At 70.5% G+C, this 25,022-nt stretch carries 18 protein-coding genes; 6 read left to right on the plus strand and 12 right to left on the minus strand.

Annotation, left to right across the window (positions count from 1 at the left end; translation table 11 throughout):
- Window positions 1-5: 5 nt before the first annotated feature.
- The gene (locus EP757_RS23305; protein ID WP_127549324.1) at window positions 6-3,161 is read right to left on the minus strand and encodes a N,N-dimethylformamidase beta subunit family domain-containing protein; all 3,156 of its coding nucleotides are present in this window, start codon (window positions 3,159-3,161) and stop codon (window positions 6-8) included.
- Between the two features lie 193 nt (window positions 3,162-3,354).
- Between EP757_RS23305 and EP757_RS23310 the strand changes: the two genes are divergently transcribed.
- Window positions 3,355-5,385, plus strand: coding sequence for a DUF4132 domain-containing protein (locus EP757_RS23310; protein WP_160165859.1), 2,031 nt, complete (start codon window positions 3,355-3,357; stop codon window positions 5,383-5,385).
- Here EP757_RS23310 and EP757_RS23315 read toward each other — a convergent pair.
- The 3 genes from EP757_RS23315 to EP757_RS23325 are packed head-to-tail and all read right to left on the minus strand — an operon-like array spanning window position 5,366 to window position 8,347.
- Entirely contained in the window at window positions 5,366-7,015 is a 1,650-nt protein-coding gene (locus EP757_RS23315) for a carbohydrate-binding domain-containing protein (protein WP_160165860.1), read from the minus strand. The genes EP757_RS23310 and EP757_RS23315 overlap by 20 nt on opposite strands.
- Before the next feature lie 25 nt (window positions 7,016-7,040).
- Window positions 7,041-7,769, minus strand: a complete 729-nt coding sequence (locus EP757_RS23320) for a VTC domain-containing protein (protein ID WP_127549330.1) — start codon at window positions 7,767-7,769, stop codon at window positions 7,041-7,043.
- Window positions 7,769-8,347, minus strand: coding sequence for a DUF4956 domain-containing protein (locus tag EP757_RS23325; RefSeq protein WP_127549332.1), 579 nt, complete (start codon window positions 8,345-8,347; stop codon window positions 7,769-7,771). Before EP757_RS23325 ends, EP757_RS23320 begins: the two co-directional genes overlap by 1 nt.
- A 115-nt stretch (window positions 8,348-8,462) precedes the next feature.
- Between EP757_RS23325 and EP757_RS23330 the strand changes: the two genes are divergently transcribed.
- Together EP757_RS23330 and EP757_RS23335 are read left to right on the plus strand one after the other, a co-directional pair.
- Window positions 8,463-9,941 (plus strand): MFS transporter, encoded by a 1,479-nt coding sequence (locus tag EP757_RS23330; RefSeq protein WP_127549334.1) that lies wholly within the window; start codon window positions 8,463-8,465, stop codon window positions 9,939-9,941.
- A 163-nt stretch (window positions 9,942-10,104) separates the two neighbouring features.
- The gene (locus tag EP757_RS23335) at window positions 10,105-11,409 is read left to right on the plus strand and encodes an IS256 family transposase (protein ID WP_232049958.1); all 1,305 of its coding nucleotides are present in this window, start codon (window positions 10,105-10,107) and stop codon (window positions 11,407-11,409) included.
- A 753-nt stretch (window positions 11,410-12,162) separates the two neighbouring features.
- Here EP757_RS23335 and EP757_RS23340 read toward each other — a convergent pair.
- On the minus strand, window positions 12,163-12,909 hold the full coding sequence (locus EP757_RS23340; RefSeq protein ID WP_127549337.1) for a L,D-transpeptidase: 747 nt from the start codon (window positions 12,907-12,909) through the stop codon (window positions 12,163-12,165).
- Between the two features lie 129 nt (window positions 12,910-13,038).
- On the opposite strand from EP757_RS23340, the gene EP757_RS23345 reads away from it, so the two are divergent.
- A complete protein-coding gene (locus EP757_RS23345) occupies window positions 13,039-15,060 on the plus strand; it encodes a cellulose binding domain-containing protein (protein ID WP_127549339.1) in 2,022 nt (673 codons plus the stop codon).
- 74 nt (window positions 15,061-15,134) lie between these two features.
- A complete protein-coding gene (locus EP757_RS23350) occupies window positions 15,135-15,647 on the plus strand; it encodes a GNAT family N-acetyltransferase (protein WP_160165861.1) in 513 nt (170 codons plus the stop codon).
- Here EP757_RS23350 and EP757_RS23355 read toward each other — a convergent pair.
- Window positions 15,640-16,854 (minus strand): pyridoxal phosphate-dependent aminotransferase family protein, encoded by a 1,215-nt coding sequence (locus tag EP757_RS23355; protein ID WP_127549343.1) that lies wholly within the window; start codon window positions 16,852-16,854, stop codon window positions 15,640-15,642. The genes EP757_RS23350 and EP757_RS23355 overlap by 8 nt on opposite strands.
- Window positions 16,855-17,448: 594 nt before the next feature.
- Here EP757_RS23355 and EP757_RS23360 point away from each other — a divergent pair.
- Complete coding sequence (locus EP757_RS23360) at window positions 17,449-17,685, plus strand: hypothetical protein (protein WP_127549345.1); 237 nt, start codon at window positions 17,449-17,451, stop codon at window positions 17,683-17,685.
- Between the two features lie 326 nt (window positions 17,686-18,011).
- On the opposite strand, the gene EP757_RS23365 is transcribed toward EP757_RS23360, so the two are convergent.
- The 6 genes from EP757_RS23365 to EP757_RS23390 all read right to left on the minus strand — a co-directional run bounded on the left by EP757_RS23365 (window position 18,012) and on the right by EP757_RS23390 (window position 24,898).
- Entirely contained in the window at window positions 18,012-19,616 is a 1,605-nt protein-coding gene (locus EP757_RS23365) for a sodium:proton antiporter (protein WP_127549347.1), read from the minus strand.
- A gap of 16 nt (window positions 19,617-19,632) precedes the next feature.
- The gene (locus EP757_RS23370) at window positions 19,633-21,162 is read right to left on the minus strand and encodes an aldehyde dehydrogenase family protein (protein WP_127549349.1); all 1,530 of its coding nucleotides are present in this window, start codon (window positions 21,160-21,162) and stop codon (window positions 19,633-19,635) included.
- Window positions 21,163-21,189: 27 nt separating this feature from the next.
- Window positions 21,190-22,335, minus strand: a complete 1,146-nt coding sequence (locus EP757_RS23375) for an FAD-binding oxidoreductase (protein ID WP_127549351.1) — start codon at window positions 22,333-22,335, stop codon at window positions 21,190-21,192.
- 73 nt (window positions 22,336-22,408) lie between these two features.
- A complete protein-coding gene (locus tag EP757_RS23380; protein ID WP_127549353.1) occupies window positions 22,409-22,774 on the minus strand; it encodes a nitroreductase family deazaflavin-dependent oxidoreductase in 366 nt (121 codons plus the stop codon).
- Between the two features lie 47 nt (window positions 22,775-22,821).
- Window positions 22,822-23,859 carry an alpha/beta fold hydrolase gene (locus tag EP757_RS23385; RefSeq protein ID WP_232049959.1) on the minus strand — a complete coding sequence of 346 codons (1,038 nt, stop codon included), beginning with the start codon at window positions 23,857-23,859 and terminating at the stop codon, window positions 22,822-22,824.
- Window positions 23,828-24,898, minus strand: coding sequence for a pyridoxal-phosphate dependent enzyme (locus EP757_RS23390; protein WP_127549357.1), 1,071 nt, complete (start codon window positions 24,896-24,898; stop codon window positions 23,828-23,830). Before EP757_RS23390 ends, EP757_RS23385 begins: the two co-directional genes overlap by 32 nt.
- Between the last annotated feature and the right edge of the window lie 124 nt (window positions 24,899-25,022).

Genomic DNA, 25,022 nt, shown 5'->3' on the forward strand with positions numbered 1-25,022 from the left:
CCCTCCTAGGAGGTTGGCGCGAATACCACGTCGACCCAGTAGTTACTGGATTGCCAGGTGTCGGCGGGGAAGCCGCCGCCACTGCCGTACCGGTAGAGCCCGTTGGCGCCGTCGGCGCCGTCCTGCAGGGCGTGCAGCGGCCCGTTGTCCACGCCGGCGGTCGCGAAGTAGTCCTCGTTCGCCGCGTAGCGGCCGACCGGCGCGTAGTAGGACACGACGTAGGTGGTGTTCGCGGCGATGGGCACCGGCGTCGCGAACGTGGCGGTCTGCCAGCCGGTCGCCGTCTCCCCGGTGAAGGTGACGGTGCCGAGGCTGGTGCCGGTGGCGCTCCACAGATGACCGACGTGCGTGCCGGAGTTGCCGCTGCCCTTGTAGAAGCGGACGCCGGTGACCTGCCCGGCGACGTCGGAGCGGAACCGCATGCCGACCTCGACCGCGGAGGTGTCCGCGTCGGCCGGGGTGCCCGGCACGGCGGTGGACGGCCACACCGAATACGAGGTGCCCGGTGGCGGGGTCGTGGGCGTCGCCGCCGTGGTGAACGACCAGGAGGTGGCGGCCATGGTGTTCCCGGCCGCGTCCTTCGCTCCGCTGACCGTCACCGTGTACGTCGTGCTCGCCGCGAGCGCCGCCGACGGTGTGAACGTCACCGTGTTCGCGGTGGACGAGGTCGCTCCCGGGACACCGGCGATCGCGATGGCGGCGCTGGTGACCGGTTCGCTGAACGTGGCGGTCACGGCCGTGGTGGCCGCCACCCCGGTCGCCCCGGAAGCGGGCGTGCGGGTGGTGACCGTGGGCGGTGTGGTGTCGGGTGTGGCCGCGCCCGGCGTGAAGACCACGTCGACGTAGTAGTTCGCGCTCGCCCACGACTCGGTCGGGAAGCCGGCGCCGTAGCGGTAGACGCCGTTGACGCCGTCCAGCCCGTCCCGCAGCGCGTGCAGCGGCGCGTTGTCGGCGCCCTTCGTCGTGAAGTACCCGGTGTCGCCGGCGTAGTGGCCGTTCGGCGCGTAGTAGGAGACGACGTGGGTGGTGTTCGCGGCGAGCGTCACCGGCGTCGGCAAGGTGGCCTGCTGCCAGCCGGACGCCGACTCGCCGCTGAACGTGATCGACGCCAGCTGGGTGCCGGTGTTGGTCCAGAGCTTGCCCGTGTGCGTACCGGTGTTGCCGCTGCCCTTGTAGAACCGGATCGCGGTGACCTGACCGGCGACGTCCGAGCGGAACCGGATGCCGACCTCGGTGCCGCTGCCGTCCGGGTCGGCCGGGGTCACCGGGACGGTCAGCGCGTCCCAGATGCTGCACGGGCAGGTGCGCGGGCCGACCGTGACGGCCCGGGTGGCGTCGGCGCCGACGTTGCCGCTGTCGTCGGTGGCACGGACCCGGATGGTCGCCGCCCCGGTGTTGCCCGGCCGCCAGGTGTAGCTCCAGCTGGCGCGCCCGGTGGCCGGGTGCCAGGTGGACCCGTTGTCGGTGGACACCTCGACGCCGCCGACCACACCGCCGCCGGTGTCGGTCGCGGTGCCGGAGATGACCGCCGGCGCACCGGCCGGCACGGTGGCGCCGGCAGCCGGGGCGGTGATGGCGGCGGACGGCCCGGTGGTGTCGGTGGACGCGGTCGCGGCGGTCAGGCCGGACTGCAGCGTGGCCGGCTGGACGCCCATGTCGGCGAGCAGGTTGACGGTGGCCTGCCGCATCGGCGTGCTGGCCGCACCGGAGCCACGGTCGTGGTCGCTGTCCAGGCCCCACGACCACTGGACGGTTCCGGCGCCGAAGACCAGCGCGCCGCTGGGGGCGCGGTACAGCGTCAGGTTGTGGGTGGCGCTGCCGTTCGCGTACGTCGACCCGTAGTCCTGCAGCACGTCGAGCCCGGACGCGGTCGTGGTGGAGAGCTTGATCTGGCCACGCGGGCGGAAGCCGTTGTCGGCGTCCTCGTCCCACTCGTAGCCGAGGGTCCCGGTGCCGAGGGTCGCCGTGGCGCCGGCCGCCTGGGTCGCGACAGTGGTGCCGCGCCAGAGCCGCATCTTGCCGTCGGCGGCCGGGACCTGGAGGTTCACCGTACCCGCGTTGACCTTGAAGATCGTGCCGGTCAGGCCGTTCTCCGGGCGTCCGCCGTCGGCCGGCGGGCTGAACCGCGGGTCACGCCAGGAGCCGGTCCACGCCGCGGTCGGGTCGATCTTCCCGTTCGCGTGGGTCTCCTTGTAGCAGACCATCGTCCGGTAGCCGTCCTCCCAGCGGGTCTTCCAGAACACCTCGTTGCCGCTGAGGAAGGCCAGGCTGACGCCGGCGTCCCGGGCCGCCTCGACGTTGGCGCGCTGCTGCCCCGACCAGTATTCGTCGTGGCCGACCGACAGGAACGCCCTGTGGTTCTTCAGCAGGGCGCCGCTGCGGTCCGCGTCGACGCCCGCGATGTAGCTGACGTCGTAGCCGTTCGCTTCCAGCCACCGGACCATCGGGTACTCGGCGTTGAAGACGAAGTCCTCGGCGCCGGTGCCGCGGGTCGTGATCGGCCGGTTGTAGCTCACCTTGTAGGCCCGGCCGGCGGGCGAGCCGACGTACAGGCTGTTGCCGCCGTAGGTGTTGTAGGCCTGCCAGGTGGAGTCGGAGGTCTGGAAGATCACGTCGGAGCGGCCCGCGTCGTTGCGCACCACGAACACGATGTGGCTGGCGCCCGAGGTGCCGTCGGTGCGGACCAGCCGGGCGAAGTAGATGCCGGAGACCGCGCCGGCCGGCACCGGCCAGGAGGCGGAGACCGCCCAGTTGCCGCAGTCGACCAGTCCGGTGGCGGCCTGGCTCGCGCACGACGGCTGGGTCTGCCGGCCGACCGGGTTGACGGTGGTGATGAACCGCGCGCCGTTGCCGGCGTAGTAGCCCATCCGGTAGATGTCCAGGCGGTACGACGCAGCCGACGATTTGATCTTGAAGTCGACGGTCTGTCCCGCGTTGACGCTGATCTGTGTGGGGAAGCCCTGCAGCGCGTCACTGCCGTACCCGGAGACGTCCCAGGTGCTCTTCGGCGTCCCGGCCTTGGTGTTCTCGCAGGCGACCGGGTTGACCAGCGGAGCGCACGGATCGGCGGCGGCGGGGCCGGCCAGCGGAACCGTCAGGCCGGTGACGGCCAGCGTGAGCACCAGCAGCGTCCGCCACCGGAATGACCTGAACTGACGCACCGGAAATCGCCTCCCCGAGATTGCCTCCGCAGATCATCCGCACATGTCGATGCCGTGTCCTGTCGGCAGGGCGACACGCGGGGCCTCCATGGGCGAAGTGCGAGACTTGTCAGCCCGGTCAGCGAGGTGCTCCTGGACCACCCGGCCTCGAAGACTCGCCGATCAGGGGATTTACGAACGGGGAGGCTGGTCGGTGTCGGACGCGGCGGTCATGGCGTGGGAGCCGGGGGAGCGGGAACGGTGGCTGGGCCGGGCCGCCGCGCTCGACCACGGACGCGAGCAACCCGACTGGAACCTCGCCGTCACCGGCGCCGACAAACTGTCCGATCTGGAGCCCGAGCAGGTGCCGTGGCTGATCGCCAAGGGGCCGGAGGGGCCGGCGCGGGCGCTGATCGCGGTCTCGACGCTGCAGCGGCACCGGCATCTCCAGCGGCTCGACCTGTGCCGGGTCGCCGCCGCGCGGTTCGGGACGGACGCGCTGCCGCTCGTGCTCGACGAGGTCGCTCAGGACGCCGACGCCTCGGGCCTGCTGGTGCTGCCGTTCCGGGCGCCGGAGGTGGCCCCGGTGGTCGCGGGCTGGCTGCGGCACCTCGGCTCGGCCCGGCTGTGGGCGCGCCTCTGGCTGGACCGCCACCCCGGGACGGCCGCTCAGGCGTTGATCCCGGCGGCCCGGGGGAAGGCGAGCAAGGCACGGCAGAACGCCAGGCAAGCGCTGGCCCATCTAGCTGCGGGCGGCCACCGGCCGATCATCCTCAAGACCGCTGCGGCGTACGGGATGAGCACGCCGGCCATGGTCGGAGGACTGATCGATGCGAACGGGGAGGACGCCGCCACGCAGGCTCCCCTCGTACCGTCGAAGGTCGATGTCCTCCGGCTGTCCCGGCTTGCCGATCCGCCGGAGCCTCCGCCGGGAGACGACGTGGCGGCGGTGGCCGTCGAATCCTCGGCGGCCGCGCAGCCGATGATCGCCGACGCCGAGCCCGCGATGGAGAAGCTGCTCGCCGGCGAGGACCCGGCTGAGCTCGCCGCATTCGGCCGGACGCTGCTGCGGGGCTGGCTCGACGCCGGACTGCCCGCCGCCGACGCGTGGGTGGTGCTGGCGCAGGCGCACATCGGCGACGACGCCACGATGGACGTGCTCGCGCCGCTGGTCCGCTCGTGGCCGGCGAAGAGCAGGTGGCAGCGGGCGATCGACGGGCTCGCGGTGCTGGCGAGCGTGGGGACCGACGTGTCGCTGCGGCATCTGCTGGCGATCGAGGCGGGCATGTCCGGCGGCCCGACGAACGATCGGGCCTCGACCTATCTGGCGCAGGCCGCCGCCCGGCGCGGACTGTCGGTGACCGAGCTGGCCGACCGGCTCGCGACCACGCACGGGCTGGACGCCGGGGTGGTGCTCGACTACGGGCCGCGGCGGTTCACCGTGGTCCTCGACGACTACCTGGTGCCGGCCCGGCTGCCCAAACCCGGCGCGAAGGACACCAATCCCGGCGCCTACCAGGAGTTCCTGCGGCTCAAGAAGGACCTGCGGGCGACCGTGGCGGCGCAGACCGCCCGGCTGGAGAAGGAGATGCTCACCCACCGGCGGCGGCCCGCTTCGCATCTGCGCGACGTGGTGCTGCCGCATCCGATCCTCGGTCCGCTCGCCCGGCGGCTGGTATGGGGCGTCTTCCCTGCCGGGCGGGGGCTGCGGATCGCTGAGGACGGCAGCTTCGCGGACGTCCAGGACACCCGGGTGGAGATCGAGCCGCAGGCGTCGCTCGGCATCGTCCACCCGGCCGAACTCGGCGACGAGCTGGCGGGGTGGCAGCAGCTGTTCACCGACTACGAGATCCTGCAGCCGTTCCCGCAGCTGCACCGGCCCGCGGTGACGCTGACCCCGGAGCAGCAGGCCGCGACCAGCCTGACCGGGTTCGCGCCGATCCCCACCGACCGGGTCGTGGACATGCTGGCCGGCCCGTGGCAGGGCAACGGGTACTACTCCGGCAAGCGCCTGCACACCCGGATGTCCCGGCCGTTGCCTTCCGGGAAGACGCTGCTCGTCGAGCTGTCGCCGGGGGTCGCGACCTCGCACAACAACGCCGCCGCCGAGCAGGAGATCACCGAGGTCTGGATCGACGACACCTGGTCGGACCACCTGCAGCTCACCCGGCGAACCCCGATGGGGGCCTGCGACCAGGCCGCCCTATCGGAGCTGCTGGTGTCGCTTACCGGTTCCCGGCAGTGACGGTGGAGACCTGGGTCCCGGACAGGGTCCCGCCGACGTAGAGGCCGCCGCCCACCGCCGTGCCGGACACCGTGCCGCCGGTGCGGACCGCGTACGTCGTCCCGCGCGTGATCTGACTCGACGAGAAGACCACGCCCCGGAACGCCTTCGCCGGCTGGTAGGCGGCGATCTGCGTGCCTGATGTCGTCGCGAGGTGCACGATCGTGCCGGCCGGCTGGTTCGCGCTGAACGTCACCGACACCCAGCCCTGCCCGGAACCCGGCAGCGTGCTGGTGGTGGCGCTGATCCCGGACGAGATCAGCGTGCCGCCGGTGATGGTCAGCGCGCCGTTCGAGTCCAGGCCGCCCTCGCCGCCGCCGCGGGTCGCCGAGCCGGTCACCACCACCGTGCCGCCGCCGATCGTGAGGGCGCCGTTCGAGTCGAGGCCGTCGGTGCCGCCGCCCGCGACCACCGTCCCGCCGGTCACCGAGATCAGCGCGTTCGGCGAGTTCTGCATCTCGCCGTAGGCCGGGTCGGACGCGTTCACCGCGTCGTCGGAAGCGGTCACCGTGGCACTGCCGCCGGAGATCGATACCTTCAGACCTTCGATCCCCTCGTACGACTTCGTCACGCTCACCGCGCCGCCGGAGATCGACACGTTCGTCTCGGCGTGCACACCGTCGTCGCCGGTCGCGACCGTGGTGGCGCCGCCGTCCACGGTGACGGCCGCGTCCGAGTGCAGCCCGTCGTCGGAGGCGTTCACGTTCGTGGTCCCGTCGCTGATCACCAGCAGGACACCGGCCTTGAGGCCCTTCGCCGAGGTGTCGCCGGGCGTCACGGTGCTGCCACCGCCCGACGTGGCGGTGATGGTTCCGCCGTTCACGATCACGTCGGTCTCCGCGGTGATCGCGTCGCCCGTCGCGGTGACGGTGGCCGTGCCGCCGGTGACCGCGACGTACCCCCTGGTGGTGTCCTCGTCGTTGTCCGACTTGAGCCCGTCGCCACCCGCTGTCGCGGTGATGCTGCCACCGCTGACGATCACATAGTCCTGCCCGCGCAGCGCGTCGTCCGGCGCCGTCGCGGTGATCGTGCCGCCCGCCACGACCAGGCCGTCCTTCACGTTGATGGCGTCGTTGGCGGTGCCGGTGACGACCAGCGCCCCGGAGCCCGCGATCGTGAGGTCGGCCGCCGAGGCGATCGCGCCGTCCGCCGAGGCCGTGCCGTCGGTGAGCCGGTTCGTGGTGCCGGATTGGAGGAAGAGCAGCACCTCATCGGCGGCGATCACGGTGAGGGCGCCGGTGCCGCCGGTGATCGTCACGCCGTTCAGGATGATCCGGACCAGGCCGGCGCCGGTGCTGTTCACGACGATCTGGCCGCTGGTGAGCGAGCCGCTGAACCGGTACGTGCCCGCCGCCGTCACCGTGACGGTGCTTCCGCTGACGGTCACGTTCGGGCTGCTCGTGGTCGCCGAGGCGCCGGTCAGGGTCACCGCCGCGACGTCGGACTCGTTCCAGGTGAGGTCGGCGGCCTGGTGGTGGCTCGCCTGGTTGGCGGCGAGGGCGGTGGCTGCCGCGGGACCGGCGGCCTGGGCGGGGGCGGCCCAGGTGGTCAATGCCGTCGCGGTGAGGACGGCGAGAGGCTTCTTGAGCACGGCGCTTCCTTCTGTCGGGGACGTTTCATGCGAAGTAGCGGCGGAGTTGCCGCCTCCACGGGGCTGCCGGCAGCTCGGGGCGCAGCGCGGCCAGCCCGGTGGCGTATTTGGAGATCGCCACCGGCCGGACGCCACCGGCCCAGAGCAGGCGATCGACCGGTGACGCGGCCGATGCGGTCTTCGTCTCGATGACCGCGACGTCCGGCAGGCTCAGCGTGCGGCCGTCCGTGTCGGTCCAGGTCAGGTCGGTGTCGACGGTCGCCCGGGAGTTTCCGGCGGGCTGGAGGAGCGTGGTCCGCCGGTAGTGGGTGACCAGCGTCGGCCTCAGATGCAGGCCCGCGCTGTCCAAGATCTCGTCCACGAACCCGCGACCGGGATCGACGGTGTCGTGGTGGCACGCCTCGTACGGCAGCCGATCCTTCACGGTCCCGCCGCGATACCCCTCGGTCTTCACCTCGAGCCAGCACCGCTCCGAGTCCAGATAGGTCCGGGTCCGGACCTTGAAGCGTCGCCGCCGCCGATGCGCGGTCAGCCGGAAGCTGATCAGGTCGGGCGTGTCGAAGTAGACCGAGCGGTACCGGAACGTCCGCAGTCCGTCGATCTCCAGAACCCGGGTGCAGGGGTCGAGACCTTTCAAGATCTTGGACGCGGCGGTCGCGAGCAGCAGATACTTGCGGTCCACCCGGGTCTGCAGGGCCGCCTTCTCGGTGAGCTCGGCGAGATCGATCGCGGCCAGGTGGGCGGGCACGCTCATCAGCGCGCCTCGGCGAGGGCCGGGGTCAGCCTAGTGGCGGGGTACGAATACCGCACCTCGACGACGGTCGTCTCGTTGACCAGATCGACCCGCTCGACGGTCGCGGCATGCACTCGCGCGCCGAGGATCCGTTCGAGCTGGGTGATGAGCGCCATCCGGTCGGTCAGCGCCGTGTCGAGCACCACGACCTGCCGGTGGTAGGTCCGGAACAGCCGCGGGTGGTCGCCGAGGTACATCACCACGAGGATCAGCGCCATCAGTGCCGGAGTGAGCCACGCCGGTCCGCCGCTCAGCGGTCCGAGGATGCCCAGCGCGAGCGCGGAGAAGTAGTAGGCCACCTCGTGCTGATCCAGCTCGGTCGACCGCAACCGGATGATCGACAGCACGCCGAACAGGCCCAGCCCGAGCCCCGCCCCGACCGTGCTGGAGCTCAGTGAACCGGCCACGGCCAGCACGCCGACGTTGACCCCGAGGTAGGCGACGACCAGGTCCCGGCGCCGGTGGCGGGGGAAGTAGAGGCCGAAGACCAGCAGCGAGACCGCGACCAGATCGATCGCGAAGAGGGCGAGCCGGGGCATGATGGGAGACCTCCGGAAGGTTACCGATAGATGAACGTCGATGGAACGGTGCGGGCTGCACCTCAAAGGAACCTCGGAGAGTCCTGTGCCTGAGCTGTGCCGTTAGAGTTTCGGCATGTCGTTGAAGTACAAGTCAGCGGCCGGTCGCTGGGTGCTGCTGGCCACCGTGCTCGGTTCGAGCCTCGCCTTCATCGACGCCACCGTCGTCAACATCGCGCTGCCGGCGATCGGCCGTGACCTGGCAGCCGACGCGGCCGGCCTGCAGTGGACCGTCAACGGCTACGCCCTCAGCCTCGCCTCGCTGATCCTGCTCGGCGGCTCGCTGAGCGACAGGTACGGCCGCCGCCGGCTCTTCCTCATCGGCGTCGGCTGGTTCGCCGCCGCGTCCCTGCTCTGCGGGTTCGCGCCGACGATCGAGTTGCTCATCGCGGCCCGGGTGCTGCAGGGCATCGGCGGCGCGCTGCTCACGCCGGGCGCCCTGGCGATCCTCGAAGCCTCGTTCGACCCGGACGACCGGGCCCGGGCGATCGGCGCCTGGTCCGGGCTCGGCGGCATCGGCGGCGCGCTCGGACCGTTCCTCGGCGGCTGGCTCGTGATGGCCGGCAGCTGGCGGTACATCTTCCTGATCAACGTGCCGGTCGCGGCGCTGGTCCTCTGGGTGACCGCTCGTCACGTGCCCGAGTCCCGCAACCCCTCCGCGGCCCGCTCCCTGGACTGGGCCGGTCTGCTGCTCGGCGCTGCCGGGCTCGGCGGTCTCACGTACGGCTTCACCGCCTGGCCCGCTCGCGGCCCCGGCGATCCCGTGGTGCTGCTGTCGCTGGTGGCCGGCGTGCTGGCGATGGCCGCGTTCGTCGCGTGGGAACGCCGCACGGCCCACCCGATGCTGCCACTACAGGTCTTCCGTACGCCCGAGTTCACCGGCGCGAACCTGGTGACCTTCCTCGTCTACGCGGCGAACGGCGGCGTCTTCTTCCTGGTCGTCGTCAACCTGCAGGTGGTGGCCGGCTTCACCCCGCTGGCGGCGGGCATCGCCCTGCTCCCGATCACCGCCCTGATGCTGCTGCTCTCGGCCCGGGCCGGCGCCCTCGGCCAGCGCATCGGCCCCCGCCTCCCGATGACCCTGGGCCCGCTCATCTGCGCCGCGGCCCTCATCTGGCTGTCATCGGTGGGCGCCGGCGCGTCCTACTGGACCGATGTACTACCCCCGGTCATCGTCTTCGGCCTCGGCCTGTCCCTGCTGGTCGCGCCGCTGACGGCCACCGCGCTGGGCGCCCTCGACTCCTCCTACGCGGGCATAGCCTCGGGCGTGAACAACGCCGTCGCCCGAGCCGCGGGCCTGCTCTCGGTGGCGGTCCTGCCCCTGGCCGCCGGCCTGGGCTCCGGCACCTTGACCGACCCGGCAACCCTCTCCCCGGTCTACCGCAACGTGATGCTCCTCTGCGCGGCCCTGATGGCGGCCGGCTCCGTGGTGGCCTGGTTCCTGGTCCCCGGCCGAGTCGCGTCGCCCACCCCACCACCCAACTCCTTCTGTGATCCGTGCAGCCCGCCCCTCCGCCCTGTGGCGACCGAGCCCTCCACGCCGGCCCGCCCCTGACCGGCCCTCACCACTCCACGCCGGCGTGAGCCCTTCGCCCTTCGCCCGTTCGTCCGTCCGTCCGGTTCCCTGGTCCGTCCGCTCGTCCTGTCCGCTCGTCCCGTCCGCGTCGTTCTGGGGACTGTAAGAAAAACGGTGTAACTCCTGATCAAGGAGACACCAGATGACCGTGACGATCGATGCCACCGTGGATACTTCGGCGGTGGCCAAGAAGAAGGATCCGGCAACCACCCCGGAAGGCGTGGATGCCGAGCTAGTCGGCCAGCTGGTCGAGCAGGCCCGCGCAGCGGGCCTGCAACTGACCGGCGAAGGCGGTCTGCTGCAGCAGTTGACCAAGCGAGTGATCGAAGCCGCCCTCGATGGTGAGATCACCGATCACCTCGGCTATGAGAAACACGACCCGGCCGGCAAAGACGGCGGCAACTCCCGTAACGGGACCCGGGCCAAGACCGTGCTGACCGATGTCGGCCCGGTCGAGATCACCGTGCCGCGCGATCGCGACGCCTCGTTCGAGCCGCAGATCGTCAAGAAGCGGCAACGTCGGCTGACTGGTGTCGAGGACATGGTCCTGTCGCTGTCGGCGAAAGGCCTGACCACCGGGGAGATCAGCGCTCACCTGGCCGAGGTCTATGGCGCCGACGTCTCGCGCCAGACGATCTCCACGATCACCGATAAGGTCATCGACGGCATGGCCGAGTGGCAGAACCGGCCCCTCGACAGGGTCTATCCGGTGATCTTCCTGGACGCGATCAACGTCAAGATCCGCGACGGCAAAGTCGCCAACCGGCCCATCTACGTCGCCCTCGCGGTCACCGCCGAGGGCACCCGCGACATCCTCGGGCTCTGGGCTGGCGACGGCGGCGAAGGCGCCAAGTTCTGGTTCAGCGTGTGCACCGAGCTCAAGAACCGTGGTGTCGAGGACGTGCTGATGGCCGTCTGCGACGGCCTGACCGGGCTGCCTGACGCGATCAACACCGTCTGGCCGAAGACCGTGGTCCAGACCTGCGTGGTGCACCTGCTGCGCAACTCGTTCAAATACGCCGGCCGCCAGCACTACGACGCCATCGCCAAGGCACTCAAGCCGGTCTACACCGCACCGACCGAGCAGGCTGCCGAGCAGCGCTTCCTGGAGTTCGCTGAGGCCTGGGGCGAGCGATATCCGGCGATCGTCCGGCTCTGGGAGAACGCCTGGGCCGAGTTCGTGCCGTTCCTCGCGTTCGACGCCGAAATCCGTAAGGTCGTCTGCTCCACCAACGCGATCGAGAGCGTGAACGCCCGCATCCGCCGCGCCGTCCGGGCCCGCGGGCACTTCCCGAACGAGCAGGCCGCCCTGAAATGCGTCTACCTGGCCGTGATGGCCCTGGACCCGACCGGCGCTGGCCGCCGCCGCTGGACCATCCGCTGGAAACCCGCCCTCAACGCCTTCGACCTCGCCTTCGAAGGACGGCTCACCGCAGGCCGCAACTAACCCTCAACAAGATCGAGTTACACCGTTTTCTTGACAGTCCCTCGTTCTGCCGGGCGAGGCGGTGAGCGTACGCGTAGGTGCTTGGCGGGGCGGTGAGCGCTCGCGTCGTTCCGCTGGGCGGGGGCGGTGAGCGTACGCGTAGGTGCTTGGCGGGGCGGTGAGCGCTCGCGTCGTTCCGCTGGGCGGAGGCGGTGAGCGTACGCGTAGGTGCTTGGCGGGGCGGTGAGCGCTCGCGTCGTTCCGCTGGGCGGAGGCGGTTAGCGTACGCGTAGGTGCTTGGCGGGGCGGTGAGCGCTCGCGTCGTTCCGCTGGGCGGAGGCGGTTAGCGTACGCGTAGGTGCTTGGCGGGGCGGTGAGCGCACGCGTCGTTCCGCTGGGCAGGGGCGGTTAGCGCACGCGTAGGTGCTTGGCGGGGCGGTGAGCGCACGCGTCGTTCCAGCGGGCAAGGGCGGTGAGCGCTCGCGGGGTTGCTGTGTGTGCGTTGGTGGCCTTCTGGGCGGCGCTGGGCGCACACGTTCCGATGGCGTGTGCGCTGGCGGTCCCACACGGCGGTGAGCGCACACGATCCGGGCTCGGCCGTGGAATGTCGTAGCCGGAGGTGCTTGATCAGCGCGTCAACCCACGGGAAGTCGACGTTCCGGGCCGGTGGCTACGGCGCGGGCCGTAGCTCAGGCACCGGCTGGTGGTGGGGGGTGCGGGCCGTCGGGCAAACAGCTGACGACGGCGCGTGCGGGTGCTCGGGACGGGTCGTCGTCAGGCCTTCGTTATCGCTGAGGCCGGGGCCATCACGATCCGGGGCTTCTGGGACGGCTTCAGCCACTTCAGCAGCTTGACCATGTTGGCCCGGCTCACCGACACGCACCCGGCCGTCGACCCCGAGCCGCTGGCGTGCAGGAAGATCGCGGAGCCCCGGCGCGTGTTCGCCGGCTTCGACGCCACGTACTGCTTGCGCTTCGCGTTCCAGCGGACGCCGGACGGCTTGTTGAAGTTGACGACGGCGGCGTAGGCGTACTGCTTCGGGTAGGCGGCCAGCCGTTCCGCCTGCGACTTGCGCCAGGTGCGTTTCGCGGAGGCCGACGGCTGGAACAGGTTGTAGGTCGCAGCGTCCCGGTTGTCGCCGACCCAGTAGTCGTTGCCGTCGACCTTGCGGTACGGCAGCGTGGTGCCGGGGTCGGCGCGGACCCCGAACGCCTGCGTGATCGTGTAGGTGCCGGCCGGCGTCGTCCCGGTGTCCTGCACACGCTTGGTGCCCCAGACCCAGCCGCCGTAGCCGATCCGCGCCTTCATCGCCGGCAGGGCGAACCGCCACTTGCCGTCCTTGCCGCGCTGATACGCGCGGACTGTGGCATACGTCGACTTCCAGCTCGTGCCGCTCACCACGATCAGCTGCTTGGCGTTGCCGACATGAGCGAGCCGGTCGGGCAGGGCCGCCGAAGCGGGCGCCGCCGGCAGCAGCACGGCAGCGACGACGAGTGCCAGAACCCCCGCGAGCCTTCGCATGCCGATCAGCCTCCCACAGCGTCCCCGGCTTCGCCGACCGGCCGCCGTCAAAGGTATTCATTGACAGTCTTCATTCCTAAGGTTGACCATGGGAGCGCTCCCATTCCTCCGCACCCCACGGAGATCCCTGTGAAGACCTGGACCGGGTACGCGAGCGCCGTCCTGCTCGCCGCCGCCACCGTCATCGCCCCATCGACAACAGTCCACGCCGCCGCCACCACGACCCGTGTCGACATCGACGTGCGGGCCGGGCTCGCGACCGTCAGTGACGTCGCCGTCGGCGTCAACCACGCCATCTGGGACTCGCAGCTCGGCACTCCCGCCGTATCCGGGCTGCTCAACGACGCCGGCGTGACGATGCTCCGCTATCCCGGCGGCTCGTACGCCGACATCTACCACTGGGAGGACCACACCGCGCCCGGCGGCTACGTCGCCCCGGACACGGACTTCGACACGTTCATGGCGGGCGCGCAGGCCACCGGCGCCGAGCCGATGATCATCGCCAACTACGGGACCGGGACCGCCGAGGAGGCGGCCGCCTGGGTCCGGTACGCGAACGTGACGAAGGACTACGACGCCACCTACTGGACGATCGGCAACGAGAACTACGGGAACGGGCACTACGGTTCCGCGTGGGAGGCCGACGACCACGCCGACAAGAGCCCGAAGGAGTACGCGGCGAACGTCGTGGCGTACGCGAACGCCATGAAGGCCGTCGACCCCAGCATCAAGATCGGCGCGGTGCTGACCATGCCGGGGAACTGGCCGGACGGCATCGTCGGCCCGGGCGACAGCGGCACCTGGAACCAGGAGGTGCTCACCCGCGCCGGTTCGGTGATCGACTTCGTGGACGTGCACTGGTACCCGGGCGGCAGCACGCCGGCCGAGGCGCTCACCAAGCCGGCGCAGATCCAGGACGCGGTGCAACTTCTCAAGAGCCAGATCTCCTTGTACGCCGGAAGCCGCACCATCGGCATCAGCATGACCGAAACGAACGTCGACACCGGTCGGAACACTCAACCCGGCGCGCTCTTCCTCGCCGACGTCTACAGCGGACTCCTGGCGCAAGGCGTGTTCACGGTGCACTGGTGGAACGTGCACAACGGGCTCGGGACGGTCTCCGAGATCGAGGGCCAGGCCGATTACGGCGACTACGGCCTGCTCTCCAGCGGCAACTGCAACGCCGACAACACGGTCTGCCAGCCGCCGATGAACACGCCGTTCGCGCCGTACCACGCCTTGTCGCTGGTCGGTGACCTCGCCCGGCCCGGTGACCGGTTCGTCGGCGCGGGCAGCGACAACCCGCTGGTCAGCACGCATGCGGTACGCCGGGCCAACGGCGATCTCGCGGTGCTGCTGATCAACAAGGATCCTGACGACAGCCAGACGGTGTCGCTGAACTACCAGGGCTTCACGCCGGCGGCCGGTACGCCGGTGGTGTCGACGTACGGCAACGGTGACGACGCGGTGGTGACGGGCCCGGCGGGGACTTCCTCCGCACAGCAGCTGCCGCCGTACGGAATAGCGCTTGTGACCTTGAAAGCGCAACCGATCGCAGGGACCGCGCCCACAGCGCCGGCCCAGCCCAGTGTGACCGCGACTGATCGGACTGCGACGATCTCCTGGCCGGCCTCGGCGAGTGGGGTGAAGTACGAGGTGTACCGGCAGAACGGCGGCACGAGCGAGCTGTGGGGCGAGACCACCGGCACGACGCTGACCGTGCGGAACCTGGAGCCGGGACGCCGGTACACGATCAACGTGCTGGCCCGGGACGGCGCCGGACGGCTGTCACGGCCCTCGCCGCCGCTGACCTTCACGACCGGCACGCCGTCCGCATCGTCCTGCACCGTGACGTTCCGTGACACGAACGACTGGGGCAACGGGTACGTCGGCCAGATCGACATCCTGAACAGCGGGACACGGGCGACCGGAAGCTGGACACTCACGTTCGGCTGGCCGACCGGCTGGCAGAGCCTGAGCAGCGGCTGGAACGCCACCTGGACCCAGGAGGGCCGCACCGTGCGGGTCACCAGCGACGCGAGCCTGGCGCCGGGGGCCTCCACGTCGGTCGGGTTCGTCGGCGCCTACAGCGGACCCAACGTATTACCGTCCGTGTTCACCCTGAACGGCACTATTTGCACCACGACATAGAGAAATTAATCATGGTCCGGGTGCCCTTCCGGCGCCCGGACCGTTTTATGGTGGGCTGCGTGCCAGGAACATCGTTGACCGCCGTTGTCCGCCAAGCCGTGCAGGCCGACGCCAGCAGCATCGCCGCCGTCTGCTCCCAGGCTTACCGCGACGCCTACCGCAACGTGCTCCCTCAGGGGTACATCGAGCGCAGCGTGACCGAATTTTATAGCGAGTCCCGGGTCACGGAGGACATCGAGCCGTCCTATCCGGAGTGGTTCGGCTACCAGGTGATCGAGGAGGAGGGCCGGGTCGTCGGCGCGGCCGGTGGCGGCATGACGAGCACGACCGCCGGCGAGCTCTCGCTGATCTACCTGGAGTCGGCGGCGCGCAACCGGGGTCTCGGAACCCGGCTGCTGACGCACGTGACCGACCAGATCCGCGCGGCCGGCGGCACCGAGATGTGGGTCTCGGTCTTCCTCGGCGACAGCGCCGGCATCGGCTTCTACCGCTACCGCGGCTTCGAACCGCAGCAGACGGTCCGCGCCGCTCTGTCCCGCGCCGACGACCACATCAGCGCGCTGCGGATGGTGCGCCTCCTCAGCTGATCTCCACGGGGGGAAGCGGCTGGGCCGCCCGGGGCGTGCGCAGCCGGTCCGCCACCCTGGTGAAGGCCTGGATCACCCGCTCGGCGTGGCCCTCGTCGTGGGCTGCCGTGAGCGTCACCCGCAGCATGGCCCGGCTGGTCGCGGGCGGGCCGACCAGGTTCACCACGACGCCGGCCTCCGTCAGGCCGGCCCAGAACGCGCCGGCCTGAGCCATGTCCGGGAACGCCACCGGCACGATCGGCGTGGTCGACGGCCGGGTGTCCAGGCCGATCGCACGCAGGCCGTCGTGCAGCAGCCGGGCCAGCCGGCGCAGGCGTTCGCGGCGCTGCGGTTCGGCTTCGAGGATGTCGAGCGCTTGCAGTGCCGCGGCCGCCGACGCGGGTGGCAGGCCGGCGGAGAAGACGAGCGACCGGGCGTTGTAGCGCAGCCGCGTGACGTTCGCCGCCGGTCCGGCGATCACCCCGCCGGTGGAGCCGAGCGCCTTCGAGAACGTCGCGGTGATCAGATCGGCCCGGTCCTCCAGGCCGGCCGCCTCGTGCAGCCCGGCGCCGCGCGTCCCGAGAACGCCGAGGTCGTGAGCGCTGTCGACGATCAGCTTGGCGTCGAACTCGTCGGCCAGATCGCGGAGACCTCGCAGGGGAGCGACGTCCCCTTCCATGGAGAAGACCCCGTCCGTGACGATGAGCCTCCCCTCCGCGGGCGCTGTGGTCAGCCGGCGGCGCAGATGGTCGAGGTCGCCGTGACGATATGTCAGGATTTTTCCGGTCCCGAGCCGCAGCCCGTCGATGAGCGAGGCATGGTTGCGAGCGTCGCTGAACGCCACGTCGCCCGGCCCCAGCGCGGCGGCGAGGGCCAGGTTCGCCTGGAACCCGGTCGTCGCCACGGCGGCGGCTTCCTGCCCGAGGAACCCGGCGATCCGCGCTTCGAGCCGCTCATGCAGATCGACGGTCCCGTTGAGCGGCCGCGACCCGCTCACCGAAGCCCCGTACCGCCCGAGCGCCTCCACCGCCGCCGCGATCACCCGGGGATCGCGGGACAGCCCGAGGTAGTCGTTCGACCCGGCCATGACCACCGTCCGCCCGCCGAGAACCGCGAACCCGTCGTCGGTCCACCCTTCGACGGCCCGGAAGTAGGCGTCCACACCGTGCGCGCGCAGCACGGCCTCGGCGTCCTGCAACCCACCCTTGGCGAACGGATCGACAACCATCCACAAGGGATAGCAGAGACGGGCGGCGTGGTGGGGGCCGCGCGGCAACGAACAGTGACCGGTGATCGTGGAATCTCGCGGCTTCGTGGAGTGCTTGAGGGTGCTCGGGGGCCCGAAGGTTTCCATCAACCGGCCCGCACCGGAGGAGGGCATGACCATCCGTAGTGGCTGCGTCTCACATCCACTGGCTCGGGTAGGCGAGGTCCGCAAACCTTGGTGAATCCACACGGTGGGTCTACGCATGGATTCACGGCTGGCTACGGGGAAGCGCGATGAACGGCGTCTCACGAGTGGTGTCTCACGCGTGGCGAGCGCAGGTGTCGGGCGCCCGGGCGTGGTCCATCGCCGCTCCATGACTGCTGGCGAGTGGCCTGTCAGCTTGCCGGCGTGGTCTGTCGGCTCGCCGGCGTGGCCTGTCAGTTGCCGGCGTTGCCCCCGCCGGCAGACGTGCCACCTCGGGATCTTGGGCGTTCCTTCATCTCAGGGCGTCGGGAATCGCTCAAGATCCGCAGTGAGGCAAGGCAGTGGTCCTCACCATGGCCGATCTTGAGCGATCCAGGCCACCTGGATGTAGAAGATCGCTCAAGATCGGCGGTGGGGCAGGGGCGTGGTGGGGCAGGGGCGGCGGTGCTCGGCGTGGCGGCGGTGCTCAGCGTGGCGGCGGTGCTCGGCGTGGCGGCGGTGCTCAGCGTGGCGGCGGTGCTCGGCGTGGCGGCGATCCTCAGCATGGCCGTGGTCCTCGGCATGGCCGTGGTCCTCGGCGTGGCCGCGATCTTGGGTGATCAGAGACATTCTGGTGTCGAGAAGCGCTCAAGATCGGCGGTGGGGTAGGGGCGTGGCGGCGGTCTTCGGCATGGCGGCGGTGCTCAGCATGGCCGTGGTCCTCGGCGTGGCCGCGATCTTGGGTGATTACAGACATTCTGGTGTCGAGAAGCGCTCAAGATCGGCGGCTGGAGGAGGCTGTGCGGCTACGGCCACGGCCACGGCGAGCCGAGCGTGGGCGCGACTGGCCGTGGCGGGCGAGGCAGGCGTGGACGCGACGGGTCGTGGCGGGCAGTCATGGCGGGCGGTCATGGCGCGATGAGGCATGGCGCGATGAGGCATGGCGTGACGGGGGCATGGCGGGCAGGCGAGCGAGCGCACAACCGGCGCCCCGCTCAGGTGTGGCGGGCCGCCTGGCGCAGGTCCAGGTCCTCGATCAGTTCGCGAGCTACCTCTTCGCTGATCAGACGGTTCTTCATCGCCGTGCCGACGGCTGCTCGCTGGGCGTCGAATGAGTCGTCGACGTCGACGTCGGCGGACGGGCCGAGGGAGGCGGCTTCGACGAGGGCGTGGCCTTGAGCGCGCATCGCCCGGTAGGCGGCCTGTTCGGCGGTCAGGTCGAAGCGAAGGCGGCGGGCCAGCCAGCCGATCGTGGTGCCCTGGATGAGCAGAGTGCCGAGGGTGACGATCAGAGCGATCGCCTGGATGGCGTCGCGACCGGGGAAGGGGGCGCCGGAGGTGGTGTGCTCGGGGATGCCGGCCGCGGCGGCGAGGGTGAGGATGCCGCGCATGCCGGTCCAGCCGACGAGAACGGTCTCCTTCGTCGTCGGCGGCGGTAGTGGCTCACCGCCCCGGCGGCGAGAAACCTCGCCGCGAGAAACCTGGCCGCGAGAAACCTGGCCGCGAGAAACCTGGCGGCGAGAAAGCTGGCGAGGAGAACCCTGGCGAGAACCCCGGGAGGGGTGCAAGGCCATGCGCCGCTGCATCCTGGTGTAGCGCAGCCGCCAGCGGCCGAACAACACGAAGACGATGAGGAACCGGATCAGGATCGCCGCGACGAGCAGCACGATGGCGGCGACGAGGGTCCGGGCCAGCGACGACGACGAGGCGAGGTCCTCGGCGACCCATTTGAGTTGCAGGCCGATGTAGGCGAAGACGAACGTCTCCAGCAGGAAGTCGAGGGTCTTCCACACCTGTTCCTCCTGCAGCCGGGTGCGGTAGCCGCCCGGGTACTGGAAGTTCGGGTCGAGGATCAGGTTCATCGTCACGAAGAACGCCGCGGCCACGACGGCGAGGATGCCGGAGGCGTGCAGTTCTTCGGCGATCAGGAACGCGGTGAACGGCAGCAGCAGGACCAGCGACGTCTCCAGCGTCGGGTTGCCGAGCCGCTTGCGGATGATCAGCGTGATCATGGAGAGGACGGCGCCGATGGCCAGGCCGATCAGCGCGTTGCGGAAGAAGGCAGCGAACCCGCCGCCCCAGGTGGCGTGCTCGCCGTTGACAGCGGCGATGGCGATGGTGAACAGCGTCAGCGCTGTCGCGTCGTTGACCAGGCTCTCCCCGGTGAGGATCGAGGTGGCCCGTTTGGGCAGGCCCATCTCGGCGCCGTGCGAGACCGTCGTGATCGTGTCCGGCGGGGCGAGGACGGTGCCGAGCACGAACGCCGCGGCCACCCCGATCGACGGCAGCAGCAGCGTGGAGAGCCAGCCGAGCACGCCGGCGGTCACCACCACGGTGATCACGCCGAGGTAGACGATGGCCTTCAGGTTCGCGCCGAACGAGGAGACCGGCGCGTTCCGGGTGGCCGAGTAGAGCAGCGGCGGGATCACCAGGGCGAGGATCAGCTCGCTTTCCAGCTCCAGCCGCGGCACGCCGGGGATGAACGACGCCCCGGCCGCGATCACCACGATCACCCAGCCCGGTTCGATCCGGTGCCGCCGGGCCACCGCGGTGATCGCGATCCCCGCCCCGACGATGAGCAGGAGTTGTACGCCGTTCACCAGGTCAGGCTAGTCGTTAGAGATCGAATGTGACGCCTTGTGCGAGAGGCAGCGAACCGGAGAAGTTGATCGTGTTGGTGGCGCGGCGCATGTAGGCGCGCCACGCGTCGGAGCCGGATTCGCGGCCGCCGCCGGTCTCCTTCTCGCCGCCGAACGCGCCGCCGATCTCCGCGCCGGAGGTGCCGATGTTGACGTTGGCGATGCCGCAGTCGGAGCCTTCCGGCCCGAGGAACCGCTCGGCCTCCTCCAGCGAGCCGGTGAAGACACTCGACGACAGGCCCTGCGGCACGTCGTTGTTGAGCGCGACGGCCTGTTCGAAGGTGGAGTAGGGCAGCACGTACAGGATCGGAGCGAACGTCTCCTGCCTGACGATCTCGGTCTGCCCGGTCATCCGCACGATCGCCGGTTCGACGTAGTAGGCGTCCGGCGCCTCCTCCGCCAGGCGGCGGTTGCCGCCGGCGATGACCTTCCCACCCTGCTGCCGCGCCTCGGCCAGGGCGTCTTGCATCTTGTCGTACGCGGAACCCGTGACGAGCGGACCCACCAGCGTCGCATCATCCAGCGGCGAGCCGACGGCCAACGTCCGGTACGCCGCCGCGACACGTTCCTGCACCGCGTCGACGACGCTCTCGTGCGCGATGACCCGCCGCAGCGTGGTGCAGCGCTGGCCCGCCGTGCCGGCCGCCGCGAAGACGATGCCGCGGGTGGTGAGGTCCAGGTCGGCAGTGGGTGTCACGATCGCCGCGTTGTTGCCGCCGAGCTCCAGCAGCGACCGGCCGAACCGGTCCGCCACCCGGGGCCCGACCGCGCGGCCCATCCGGGTCGACCCGGTGGCGCTGAGCAGCGCGACATCGGGGTGGTCCACGAGCGTCTCGCCGAGGTCGGCGCCGCCGATCAGCACCTGGCTGAGGCCGTCCGGCGCGCCGGTCTCGGCGATCGCCCGGTCCAGCAGGGCGGCCGAGGCGAGTGCGCTGAGCGGGGCCAGCTCGGACGGCTTCCAGATCACCGGGTCGCCGCAGACCAGCGCGATCGCGGTGTTCCACGACCAGACCGCGACCGGGAAGTTGAACGCGCTGATCACCCCGACGACGCCGAGCGGGTGCCAGGTCTCCATGAGCCGGTGGCCGGGGCGTTCCGAGCTGATCGTCCGCCCGTACAGCTGCCGGGACAGTCCGACCGCGAACTCGCAGATGTCGATCATCTCCTGCACCTCGCCGCGTGCCTCCGAGGTGATCTTGCCGACCTCCAGGCTGACCAGGGTCGCGAGGTCGTCCTTGTGCTCGCGCAGCAACTCGCCGAAGCGCCGCACGAGAGCACCGCGCACCGGCGCCGGAACCACACGCCAGCTGCGGAAGGCTTCAGCAGCGCGACGCGCCGCGGCCTCCGCGTCGTTTCTTGATTGCCACCGTACGGAGTACAGGGGCGCACCGTTCACGGGAGAGGTGACCAGGTGGTCCCCGGCGTAGGCGTCCAGGTCCAGTCCGCACTGCTCGGCGGCGTCCCGGGCGCGGCGGCGTACTTCCTCGGCGGTCGGCAGAGTCGTCACGGCGGTCCCTCCTTCTCAGATCTCTCGTCAGACGATGTTGAGTTCCGGCCGGGCGCCGGCCTCGGCGAACCGGTCCGCGCTGAAGCCGCTGACGTCGACGAACGGCTGCCGGCGCAGGTAGAGGTCGCGCATCACTTCGCCGACGGCCGGGCCCATCAGGAAACCGTGCCCGGAGAAGCCGGTCGCGTAGAGGAAGTCCCCGCTGCGCCCGATCAGCGCGTTGTGGTCCGGCGTGTTCTCGTAGAGCCCGGCCCAGCCGCTCGCGATCCCGACGTCGGCCAGCCGCGGAGCACGGCGGTCGATGGCGGCGGCCAGTCCCGGCAGCCAGGTGTCGTCGCGGTCCAGTTTGAAGCCGGGCGTCTCGTCCGGATCGGACATGCCGAGCAGCAGCCCGCGCCCCTCGCCGTGGAAGTAGAACGTCGTCCCGAAATCGATGGTGAACGGCGTGTGCGGATCCAGGCCGGCGACCGGCTCGGTGGTCAGGATCTGCCGGCGCAAGGGGGTCACCGGCAGATCCACGCCGGCCCAGGCCCCGATCTCCGCCGACCACGGGCCGGCCGCACAGATGACGGTGTCGGCCCTGAGAGTTCCGGCTTCCGTACGTACGATGAAATGATCTTGAATGTGAAGGCCGGTGACGGCACAGTGCGGCACCAAGGTCGCGCCGAGCCGCCGGGCGGCCGTCGCATAACCGAGGATGACCGATTCCGGCGTGCAATGACCGTCGATGGGGGAGTAGGCGGCGGCGATGAGATGGTCCGTCGCGATGAGGGGCGAGAGCCGTTCCGCCTCCGCAACCGTGATCATCCGGCTGGGAATCCCCAGGTCGTTCTGCAGGGCGACGTTGGCCTCGAACGCCGCCACGTCGGCCGGGTCGTCCAGCAGGAACAGATAGCCGACCCGCTTGAAGTCGATCTCCTGACCGAATCTGCCCGGAAAATCAGCGAACGTCTCCAGGCTGCGGGCGCCCAGCGCGATGTTGACCGGATCGGAGAACTGCGCCCGGACACCACCGGCCGCCTTACACGTGGACCCGGACCCGAACGACGCCTTGTCGAGCAGCAGCACGTCCCGGACGCCGGCTCGGGCCAGGTGGTAGGCGGTGCTGAGGCCCATGACCCCACCACCGATGATCACGACATTGACGGCCTCGGGCAGGGGAGAAGCGGGCATCACGGTCCTCCAGGGGGTGATTGGAAGATCGAGAGAGCTGTCCCTTGATCCTCATCCCCACCGGGGGCATTAATCAAGGCGTGCGGTGCAGCAGCAGCCAGGCGTCGGCCGGGAAGAAGCGGCGGGCGATGGTCCAGGAGAGGCGGGAGTAGTACGGTCTCGCCTCCGCCTCGGACAGGATGCGCGGGGCGGTGGCCCGGTGGTCGGCGCCCTTCCAGGTGATCGTGCAGGCGCCGGCGGCCTGGACGTTGCGCACCCAGTTGGTGGTGGGGCCCCAGGGGAGGTTGATGACGAACTCGGTGGGAGTGGCCATGACGACGACCGGGACGGCCAGGTCGCGGCCGGTCTTGCGGCCTCGGTGATGCACCACCGCCCACGGGGACCAGCGGCGGCCGGCGAGTTTGACGACGGTGGGGGTGGTGGCTTGGACGAGGTTCATACGCCGATCGTCCTCCGGCTGCGGAACCGGCGCTTCCCGGTGATCCGTCAGCCGGTGTGGGGGTTCTCCGTCATGCGCAGGGCGTAGACGACGGCGTCGGTACGGCCACGCGCGCCGATCTTGCGGTAGAGGTTGCCGAGGTGGCGTTCCACGGTGTGGACGGCGATGCCCAGCTTGCGGGCGATCTCGGTGTTCGAGTCGCCGTCGGCCAGCCGGTCCAGGACCTGGCGCTCACGGGGTGTGAGTGACCGGGTGCCGGACGGCGTGGCGTCGATGCGGCCGGATTTCACGAAGCCGGTGACCAGGGTGAGGTCGGTCGCGGCGTCCTCCATGAACAGGGTGGGCGTCGAACCCGGACGCTCGACCAGCCGGGCGTCGGGCAGGCTCGCGACGAGGCGGCGGAACACCGCGGCCGGGATCTGCTGCTCGCCTTGACGGTGGACGATCAGGGCGGGCGCTCGTACCGAGGAAAGCTCGTCGGAGACGTCGATCGTGGCGGCCGCGTCGAACCAGGCGCGGGCGGTGGCGGCGGTGGTGGCGGTCCGGAACGCCTCGGCCGTCCACTTGCTCGACGGCGCGGCGTCCCAGCCCAGCCAGGCGGTGGCGGCGGCGTCGGCGAACAGCCCCCAGTCCTGATCGACCAGGGAGAGCAGTGCCTTCGTCTGCGCGGGCTGCATGGCCTCCCGCATCCGCGGCGCGCCACCGAACAGGACGAGCCGCTCGACCGTCGCCGGCGAGCGGGCCGCGAACGCGATCGCCGTGGCGACCGAGTGGTAGTAGCCGAACAGCGACGCCCGTTCGACGCCGGCGTGCGCCAGGACCGCCCGCAGATCACGCAGGTGCGCGTCCACTCCGAGATCGCCGAGGTCGATGTCCCGGTCCGAGCTGCCCGTTCCCCGGCCGTCGTAGAGGATCACGGTGAGACTCCGCGCCAGGGTCTCGTAGGCCGTGCGCAGCCAGGGGATCCGCCACTGCGCCACGATGTTGCTGAGCGACGGCATCCAGACCAGTACCGGACCCTGCCCGAACATCTGATAGCCGATCGACACTCCATCATCGGTACGGGCGAAGCGCAGACTCTCCACGAGGTTCAGTATCGTCATCCCCGGGGTTGGCGCCGTCATCCCAGGGGTTGGCGTCGGCGCCCTCGGTGCTCAGCAGCACCACCGTCGCGCCGGGCGCAAGCGTCATCGTGCGAGCCGCGGCGAGGGCTGCCGCACCGCACGGACCGGCGGAGATGCCGTGGAGTCTCAAGGCTTCGGCGGCGCTCAGGCTCTGCGCGTCGGTCACCGTCACCGCTCGGTCGAGACGATCCTTGAGGTACGGCCAAGCCAGACTGGAGACGGTGCCGCAGTTCAACCCCGCCATGACCGTTTCTGACGTGTCGGTGGTGACGGGTTCACCGGCTTCCCGGCTGGCGCCCAGGAAGGTGGCGTTGGTGGGTTCCACCGCCACGAGCAATGTCGGATATTCCGCGAAATAGGTGGTTCCTGCCTGCGCCAGCGAACCGACGCCCACCGGCATGATCAGCACGTCGGGTGCAGCCCCCAACTGCTCCATGATCTCGGCGAAGAGGGTCGAGTAGCCATCCACGATCCACTGCGGGATCCGCTCGTAGCCCGGCCAGGCCGTGTCCTGCACCAGCGTCCCGCCGGCTTCGGCTGCCGCCCGGACCGCATCGTCGTAACTCCCCGCGATCGTGGAGACCTGCGCACCTTCCGCCTCGATGGCGGCGATCGCGCTGGGGTGCACCCCGCTGGGGACGAAGACGTGCGCTTCCAGTCCTCGCTGCTTCGCCACCCGAGCGACAGCGCGACCATGATTGCCGTCAGATGCAGTGACCAGCCGCGTGGTCCCCCGCCCTCCGTCCCGGCCTGCCTTCCCTGCCCCGCCTTCCCGGCCCATCTCCTCGGGCGACATTTCGGATAAGAGCCGATTTATCGCCCAGGATGCGCCGAGAACCTTGAACGCCGGCAGGCCGAAGCGCGACGACTCGTCCTTGACCAGCACCCTGCCCACGCCGAGCTCGGCAGCGAGTGCCGGCAGCTCGTGCAGGGGAGTGGGCGCATAACCGGGAAGGCCGGCGTGGAACCGGCGTACCTCATCCGTCACGACCGCCAGCATGCCGACCGGCCCTGCGATCGGTCCAGCGCATCCTTCCGAGCGAGAACCGGCTGCCGACCGTGACCCGGCGGGGCCTGAACGCCCATCTTGCGATCCGGGCCGGTCGGGAGCCCTCGGATAGCCT

Source organism: Actinoplanes sp. OR16, assembly GCF_004001265.1.
GTDB lineage: Bacteria > Actinomycetota > Actinomycetes > Mycobacteriales > Micromonosporaceae > Actinoplanes.